The sequence below is a fragment of the Bifidobacterium sp. B4081 genome, assembly GCF_026537335.1.
GTDB lineage: Bacteria > Actinomycetota > Actinomycetes > Actinomycetales > Bifidobacteriaceae > Bombiscardovia.
This window is the reverse complement of record NZ_JAFNMM010000006.1, coordinates 137,100-144,501: the sequence shown is the minus strand read 5'-3', so window position 1 is coordinate 144,501 and position 7,402 is coordinate 137,100. Positions and strand designations below refer to the sequence as shown.

At 57.4% G+C, this 7,402-nt stretch carries 5 protein-coding genes; 3 read left to right on the top strand and 2 right to left on the bottom strand.

Going from position 1 to position 7,402, the window contains the following annotated elements:
• The first annotated feature begins 391 nt into the window (after positions 1 to 391).
• From J3T92_RS09065 to J3T92_RS09055, 3 genes are all read left to right on the top strand, one after another.
• Complete coding sequence (locus J3T92_RS09065; RefSeq protein WP_267401197.1) at positions 392 to 1,429, top strand: LacI family DNA-binding transcriptional regulator; 1,038 nt, start codon at positions 392 to 394, stop codon at positions 1,427 to 1,429.
• Positions 1,430 to 1,651: 222 nt separating this feature from the next.
• Complete coding sequence (locus tag J3T92_RS09060; RefSeq protein ID WP_267401196.1) at positions 1,652 to 2,101, top strand: MarR family winged helix-turn-helix transcriptional regulator; 450 nt, start codon at positions 1,652 to 1,654, stop codon at positions 2,099 to 2,101.
• The gene (locus tag J3T92_RS09055) at positions 2,098 to 3,525 is read left to right on the top strand and encodes an MFS transporter (protein WP_267401195.1); all 1,428 of its coding nucleotides are present in this window, start codon (positions 2,098 to 2,100) and stop codon (positions 3,523 to 3,525) included. The genes J3T92_RS09060 and J3T92_RS09055 overlap by 4 nt, the downstream gene beginning before the upstream one ends.
• A 13-nt stretch (positions 3,526 to 3,538) precedes the next feature.
• Here the strand turns inward: J3T92_RS09055 and J3T92_RS09050 are convergent, their stop codons facing one another.
• Both J3T92_RS09050 and J3T92_RS09045 read right to left on the bottom strand, forming a co-directional pair.
• Positions 3,539 to 5,710 (bottom strand): glycoside hydrolase family 127 protein, encoded by a 2,172-nt coding sequence (locus J3T92_RS09050; protein ID WP_267401194.1) that lies wholly within the window; start codon positions 5,708 to 5,710, stop codon positions 3,539 to 3,541.
• On the bottom strand, positions 5,707 to 7,206 hold the full coding sequence (locus J3T92_RS09045) for an oligopeptide:H+ symporter (protein WP_267401193.1): 1,500 nt from the start codon (positions 7,204 to 7,206) through the stop codon (positions 5,707 to 5,709). The genes J3T92_RS09050 and J3T92_RS09045 overlap by 4 nt, the downstream gene beginning before the upstream one ends.
• Positions 7,207 to 7,402 lie beyond the last annotated feature (196 nt).

Sequence of the window (7,402 nt, the reverse complement as noted above, 5' to 3'; positions counted from 1 at the left end):
CACACCGCATACACCACCGGCACCACAAACACCACCACAAACACCACCGCAAACGGCCCCATAAACAACCAACCACGCCAACGAGAACTCACGTGGCCCCGGGGTGCACTGCTTGACCGGGTAGCATCGCCGCTAGCAACAGCAGCCATATCTGACCTTCTCCCTCGAAGCTCTACAACAACACAAACAATCAAGCTCCGACCATATCGAACTGCAATGGACGTTCACCGGATGTTTTCGTTATCATAATAGCACGTATCTGCGAATCAAATATTCTCTGAATCTCTGATATAATGGTGTTTACAAAAATGGTGTCGCAAACATATTGTCTGCCACCAAGGAGCAACCGACGCTAAGGACGGCAAGCTCCCATGAGCTGGATCAGGTAGGCATGGGACGGAAGAAAAAGGTATCGATACAGGACGTTGCACAGTTTGCCGAGGTATCGCCGCAAACTGTGTCGCGAGTCGTTAATGACAGCACAGCTGTGCGCCCGAACACCAGACAAAAAGTGCTGAACGCCATGGAAGCCTTGGGCTACCGACCGAATTATGCCGCCAGGGCGCTGAAGCACGGCCGGTTCAACAATATTGGCATCGTCCTGTTCAACATCACCACATTTGGCAATGCACGCATCCTGGACGGCGCTGTGGAAGCCGCATCAGAATTCGGATATGCGGCGACCGTCCACGTCGTCAACCACTCATCGGAAATTACCTTAGCGGATATCCTAGAGCAGATGAAGCAGTTGCCTGTGGACGGCGTCATCGTGGTGCTTGAACAAAGAGTCGGCGATTTTGGTCGTTTTAGACCCAGCAAGGAGCTTCCCGTCGTGCTCATCACCGAGAAGCCTTCCCCTCATTGCCCCACTATCGATGCCGATCAATACGGATGCTCAACTTCGGCTGTCGAATATCTGCTCAAAAAAGGCCACCGCACTGTTTACCACATCTCAGGCCCCTCGACTTCACGAGCTGCGGAAAGCCGGGCCAAGGGATGGAGGGACGTTCTTCAGGCTCACGGCATCCCAGTGCCGCCGACTTATATAGGTGATTGGGAAGCAGACAGCGGGTATGAGGCAGGACGAGCCTTGGCGCATGAAGCTGATTGCACAGCCATCTATGCAGCCAACGACCAGATGGCTTATGGAGCCATTGAGGGCCTCAAAGACTCCGGCAAAAGAGTACCTGAAGATGTCAGCGTGATCGGTGTCGACGATTCTCTGATCGGAACGGTCCCAAGATTGAGTCTGACTACCATGCGCATGGACTTCGAAACCATCGGGCGCGAAGCCCTCGCCAAGGTCAAGCTTCAGTGCGAGGGAGAATACGTTCCTACAAACACCAAGACGCTTATTCCGGCGAAGTTGATCCAGCGCGGCTCGGTCATCGACATCAGCCAGCGACAGAAACAAGTCAGGCAAAATTAACAACTTCCCCCGGACCATCTGACACGGCATCATAGCTTTGGCCCAAGTAGATGTCAGATCACAAGTACTACGCTGCTTGCTGCAAGGGTGCGGCAGACTTCTGCGATGCCTGCAGAAGAATCCAAAGACCTCATTGCTGCCTTTAACAACCCGACATGAACGTTTGTCCATACTTGGGTGATTATTCATTAGGTAGCTAACGATCAATCCAAGGGAGGGCCTTTGAGCAAAGACTACGGCAAGCGAATCAAACGGGCAGCCAACCTCATGTCACGATCCATGGATGCCTACGCGGCTCGATATGGGCTCACGGGCACCCAGATGTCCATCATCGACTTCCTGGGCGAGTCCCAGGACCACACCCAACGGGACATAGAAATGGAATTCGACATCCGCCCGTCTACAACGACAATAATCCTGCAGCGTATGGAGGCCAGCGGACTGGTCGGCGCCAAACGGGATCCCGGGGACGGCCGTCAACGCATCATTGTTCCGACCGCAAAGGCCCGGGCCCTGCAGAAAGCCGTGCGGCTATATATAGACAGCCAGCAAAAGGCCATGGAGCGCCAGTTCGACCAGCGTGATCTGGCTGTCTTCGATCGTGTGCTGACCTATTTCATCTCCTTGAATTCCGGTGATTCCTCCCAGGCCGGAAAGGAGTCTCACTCATGAGCTCAACCCAAGCAGCCCAAGAGCAAAGTACAGCGATCCCCCGTATGGTAATCGGCGCTGTAGTAGCCACTGGCATCATGTCCTTCTGCGGAGTGATCGTGGAAACGGCCATGAATATCACCTTCCCTGCCCTCATGAGCCATTTCAGCATCGGAACCTCCAGCGTGCAATGGATGACCACCCTTTACCTCTTGGTCGTTGCCTCCATCACCCCGCTCTCGGCGGCCCTTAAGCGCCGGTTCCGCAGCCGAACCCTCTTTCTGTGCGCTAACTTGCTCTTCCTGACCGGACTGGTCATCGACGCGCTGGCTCCAATCTTCCCGCTCCTGCTGCTGGGAAGGGCCATACAAGGGTTGGGCACCAGTATCGCCCTGCCGCTGATGTTCAACATCATCCTCCAGGAGATCCCGATAAAGCGCATCGGCACCATGATGGGCGTAGGCACCCTGATTACAGCTATCGGACCAGCCGTCGGCCCCACCTTCGGCGGTTTGGTAGCGACCACGATCGGATGGCGTTTCGTCTTTATCATCCTGATCCCAGTACTGGTCATCTCGCTGGTGACCGGCCTGGCCTGTATACCCTCGGTTCCTGTGTCCGCAGACAGGCAAGCGGCCGGGCTGGGCCCGCTTGACGTGTTCCTGATGGTTCTAGGGTTTGCAGGTCTGATCTTCGGCATCAGCAACGCATCGGCAGGATGGCTCTCCTGGAGGTTTGGCGGAACGCTGGCCCTGGGGCTTGTCGCCTTGACAGCGTTCAGCCTCCGCGCCCAGCATCAGGCCTATCCGATCATCGACGTGTACTTGTTCACTGACAGTTGCTTCTCCCTGCATGTCGGAGCCTACATTCTATTCGAGATCTGTGCCCTGGCTCTCTCCTTCATCTTGCCCAACCACCTGCAGCTGGTTGATGGATGCACCTCTCTGCAGGCCGGACTGGTGTTGCTGCCGGGTGCGGCGATCGGAGCTGTTCTGGCACCGCTCTCCGGCAGGCTCTACGATCAGCTAGGCCCGCGCATTCCCATCATCAGCGGTAGCTGTGTTGCCTTTGTCGGCCTCCTCGGATTTGCTCTGACGGCCCGCCGACTGACAGCCATAACCGTCCTGGTGCTCTATATTTTCTTCATGCTGGGCATCGGGCTGAGCTTCGGCAACATCATGACCAACGGTCTGCATCGGCTGAGCTCGGAGCAACAGGCCGACGGCAACGCCATTTTCAACACCGTCCAGCAGTTCGCCGCAGCCATCGGCAGCAGCCTGGCGGCCACCATCGTAGCAGCAGGCCAGGCCGCAGTGGCAGACCGGCGGCTGGGCACCATCAATGGCTCCCAGCATGCCTTGATCTTGCTGCTGATCGTTGGCACCCTGGAGGTTCTGCTGATTCTGGCCGCCCTGCGTCGCTCTCAGAAACCGCAGCATGCTTGAGGGATGGCAGCCTTCAGTCCACGTTCAAGAAAACCCTCATCTCGTTTTCGCCACGGTTAGACCAAGCGAAATAGGGAATCAGGGTGGCCGTGGTCGGCATACGACGGACCGGTTGCCATTGACGGTAGAGCGGAGCAGTATCAGCCCCGTCTGCTGACTCCCGCCAGGCTGGCGCCCGCAGTCTGACCATGCTGCGGCTGACCGCATCGACATGACCCTCGGCCTTAGAATCGTCGAGATATGCCCCGGCCTGAAAAGTGAAGGGCTCGACTCTCACGCGGCTTGCATCACCCGACAAGGCATTGCCGTCCAGATGCAGCAGATGCAGGTTGGCCCCGTTGTCCCTTTCCTCGGCGCAGTAGACTATGGGTCCCCTGGTCACCGCCACCTTGTCCGCATCCTGGCTGACCAGAGGATTGGCAGCAACAGCACGCACTGGCATGTCGAAGTCGATGTCGATCCGATCGCCCTTCTTCCAGGGACCGGAAAGGTAGAGGTACCCCTGTTCCACACGTCGGCTGATAACATCCGAGGAACCTTGGCCTGTGCGGACCGTCACCGCATCGGCAGCTGCATCGCCGCCAGCCCAGGAAGGCAGACGGAGAGCCAGGGTGGTCCAGCCATCACCGGAAGCCTGAACCTTTAGGCGGATTACACCCTTCCAAGGCAATTCCGAATGCACCTGCAAAGCGATCGACCCCTCCCCCAGGTCCGTCTGGATCCTACCGCCGATGTAGAGGTGTACAAAGAACGTGGACCCATCCTCGGCAAGGGTGTAAGCGTAATTCTGCACCGATTCGACCAGGCGGGCCAAGTTGGGCGGGCAGCAGGCGCATCCGAACCACCGTTTACGCACGACGGGCACGTAACTGTAGCGGGGATCCTTGTTCAGCTTGGTCTGGGGCCTGACCTCGAGGGGATTGCCATAGAAGAAGCTCTTGCCATCCATGGCCATACCGTCAAGCACCGTGTTATAGAGGGCCAGCTCCATCACGTCGGCATATTCCGATCTGGGGTCCAGCTGCAGCATTCTACGGGCGAAGAAGATCAGAGCCACAGAAGCGCAGGTTTCACAATATCCGGTGTCGTTGGGCAGGTCGTAGGCATAGGAGTGCGATTCGGCATCCGCGTCGGCACCCACCCCTCCCGTGACGTAGAGTTTCTTATCAACAATGTCACGCCAGATGGCATGCACCGCCTCATTCAGTGCAGAGTCCTCGGTCAGCCTGGCCACATCGGCAACTCCCGAATATAGATACCCGGCCCTGACCGCATGCCCGACGGCTTGACGTTGCTGAGCCACCGGTTCATGGGCCTGATAGTAGGCATAGGGTGCTGGCCTGCTGTCGTCGACAGTGAAGTTGGCATGCTCATAGGCTGCCCTCTGCCGATCCTCCTGCTCGAAGTAGAGGGGGCTTGTTCCCCGCTGATTGACGAAGTAGACCGCCAGGTCCAGATACCGCTTGATTCCGGTGGTCTCATACAGGCGGATCAGAGCCATCTCGGCAATCTCGTGACCCGGATAGCCGTGCAGCTGATCGTCGGCCGGTCCGAAAGTCGCAGCCACATAGTCGGCAAACCGCTCGGCCGCATGCAAAAGCTTGGTCTTGCCCGTGCCCTGGTAATAGGCGATGGCACCCTCTATCAAATGGCCCAGGCAGTAGAGCTCATGATGATCCTTGAGATTGGTGAAGTGCCGGTTCATCCCGTTGAGGATGTAGTAGGTGTCCAGGTATCCGCTGTCCAGTTGGGCGGCACAGACAATGTCTATGGCCCCGTCGGCAAGCCGCTCCAGTTCGGCATCCGGATGATGCGCCAGGGAGTACCCCACGGCTTCCACCCATTTGGAGAAGTCGGTGTCCTGGAAAACGTAACCATAGAACTTATCCGGATCGGGATGATCCGGATCCTTCGGCAGGCGGCGGAATCCCTGATTGGTGTAAGTCGGCGGCTGGAAGTCTCCACTTTCCTCCTGCCCATTCAGCCTCTCGTTGAGAGCGGCGGCAGCGCGAAAATTGTGCATGCAGTAGCTGGGTGAAGCACCAGGCACCTGGTCGTTGAGAGCCCTCCATTGGTAGGGCAGGACCGCTGTTCTGACCAGCTCCTGCTCGGCTGACCAGAAGGGGTCGTCGACGCTGGCCTGGCTGATCTCAATAGGCCCGCTCATATTGAATTGCTGACTCATGCTGCCATCTGCCTTTCTATGTGACGGCTGAAGACGGTTAGCACCAGCGCAACAGTCGCCAGGGCCGCAGCCACGATGGGGAAAAGATAGACCTGCTGATCGGCCGTCTGGAAGAATTTGAAGAAAATGATGGCAATGGCATTGCCGATGGCCGCGGTCTGGTTCCATGCCGTCTGCAGCTGGGTCTCATAGGACTCAGGAGAGAGTCCGGAGACCAGGGAGCTGCCGATCGGACCTACGAGCTGGTCGGACAGGGCCATGAAGGCGTAGTAAATCAGCACCCACCAAAGAGAGTAGCCGGATGATCCGCTCCCACCCAGAATCAGGGAGGGTATGGTCAGCGTGAAGAAAGCCAGAGCCGTGACCAGCAGCCCCATACCATACTTATAGGTGGTCCGGATTGCCCCGACACGAGTTTTAGTCCACAGGAAGATGAAAATAGGCCCGGCTATCAGATCCATGACCATGTAGATGACCTGGAGCGAACCCGGGGCGATGGTGATACCGAAGATCACCCGGTTGACCTTCTTGTCCAGGAAAATGGCGATGGCGCTGGTCAACAGAGTGGCGCCCAGGGCCATGACGATCTGAGCGAAGAAGAACCAGAGAAAGGCCCGAAGATGGGTGTGATCACGGGCGGTCAGGTCTTTTTTGGTGAACAGGTTGACCAGGAAGCAGATGGGTACTACGAAAGCGAAGGTGGTGACGGCGTTGATGATGGCATTCAGGTTGAAATGCTTGGTCAAGACCAGGGCGGCGATGACCAGCGCCAGCAAAACTAGCCCGATGACCAGACCCTTGAGTATCTTCTGGCGCTCCTGGGCTGACAGGGGCTTGATGGGAGCCTCACCCAGGGGTCCAAAGAACCGATACTGTGTGAAGAAGATAGCCGCGCCGTAGAGCAGGGCAAAGATCCCGGCCACAGCGAAGCCGATATGGTAGTTGCTCAGACCGATCTGGCCCACCACGACCGGGGTGATGATCCCAGCCACCGTGTTGGCAAACTGGTGGATGGTGAATGCCGCGTCGCGTCTGCGGGCATCCTCCTTGCGGTAGAGCTGCCCGGTCAGGGAGGCATTGGACATCCCCATGATGGGCATGGACAGCAGCACCAGGGCGATGTAGGCCATGGTCTGCCCGAAGACCTGCCTGGTCGGCGGTATAGCAAGGATGAAGAAGGCTGTGGCCTTGAGAAGATTGCCTAGTATCAGCGCCTTACGCATTCCCAGGACCCTGTCAGACAGCCAGCTGCCCACGATATTGAGCAACCCGTTGGCCGCTCCCATGGCCGCGATCATCAGAGCCGCATCCCCCTGGGAGAACCCCAGCCCCTTGGAGAATGGGGTGTAGAGGTAGTAGATCATCAGTGCGTAGAATGCGCCCCAGGCGGCCGAGTTGCAGAAATTGCCCAGAGCCAGGGTCCCGATAGCACGAGGATGTCCGAAGAAGCCCTTGTCGTCCCTGACCTCTTCCAAGGTGCTCTCCGTGTGTTTCATGATTGCATCGCTCCCGGAATAGTGGTGAATTTATAGAAAAGGTGGATGATTTTGAGGTATAGATTCTTTACAGGCGTCTGGGTCACCGACCCCTGCGCTGGTATGGTTCGGTCTGCCACGGTCGTTCCGTCTCTTTCTCATATGCCTAGGCTCCGCTGCCTATGCTGCCTTCAATGGTAGTGATGGCGAATCTCAT

What these genes read in the sequence shown, in the direction of transcription:
- J3T92_RS09050 (WP_267401194.1), bottom strand. Translation starts at nt 5,710, where the DNA reads ATGAGTCAGCAATTCAATATGAGCGGGCCTATTGAGATCAGCCAGGCC.
- J3T92_RS09055 (WP_267401195.1), top strand. Translation starts at nt 2,098, where the DNA reads ATGAGCTCAACCCAAGCAGCCCAAGAGCAAAGTACAGCGATCCCCCGT.
- J3T92_RS09045 (WP_267401193.1), bottom strand. Translation starts at nt 7,206, where the DNA reads ATGAAACACACGGAGAGCACCTTGGAAGAGGTCAGGGACGACAAGGGC.
- J3T92_RS09065 (WP_267401197.1), top strand. Translation starts at nt 392, where the DNA reads ATGGGACGGAAGAAAAAGGTATCGATACAGGACGTTGCACAGTTTGCC.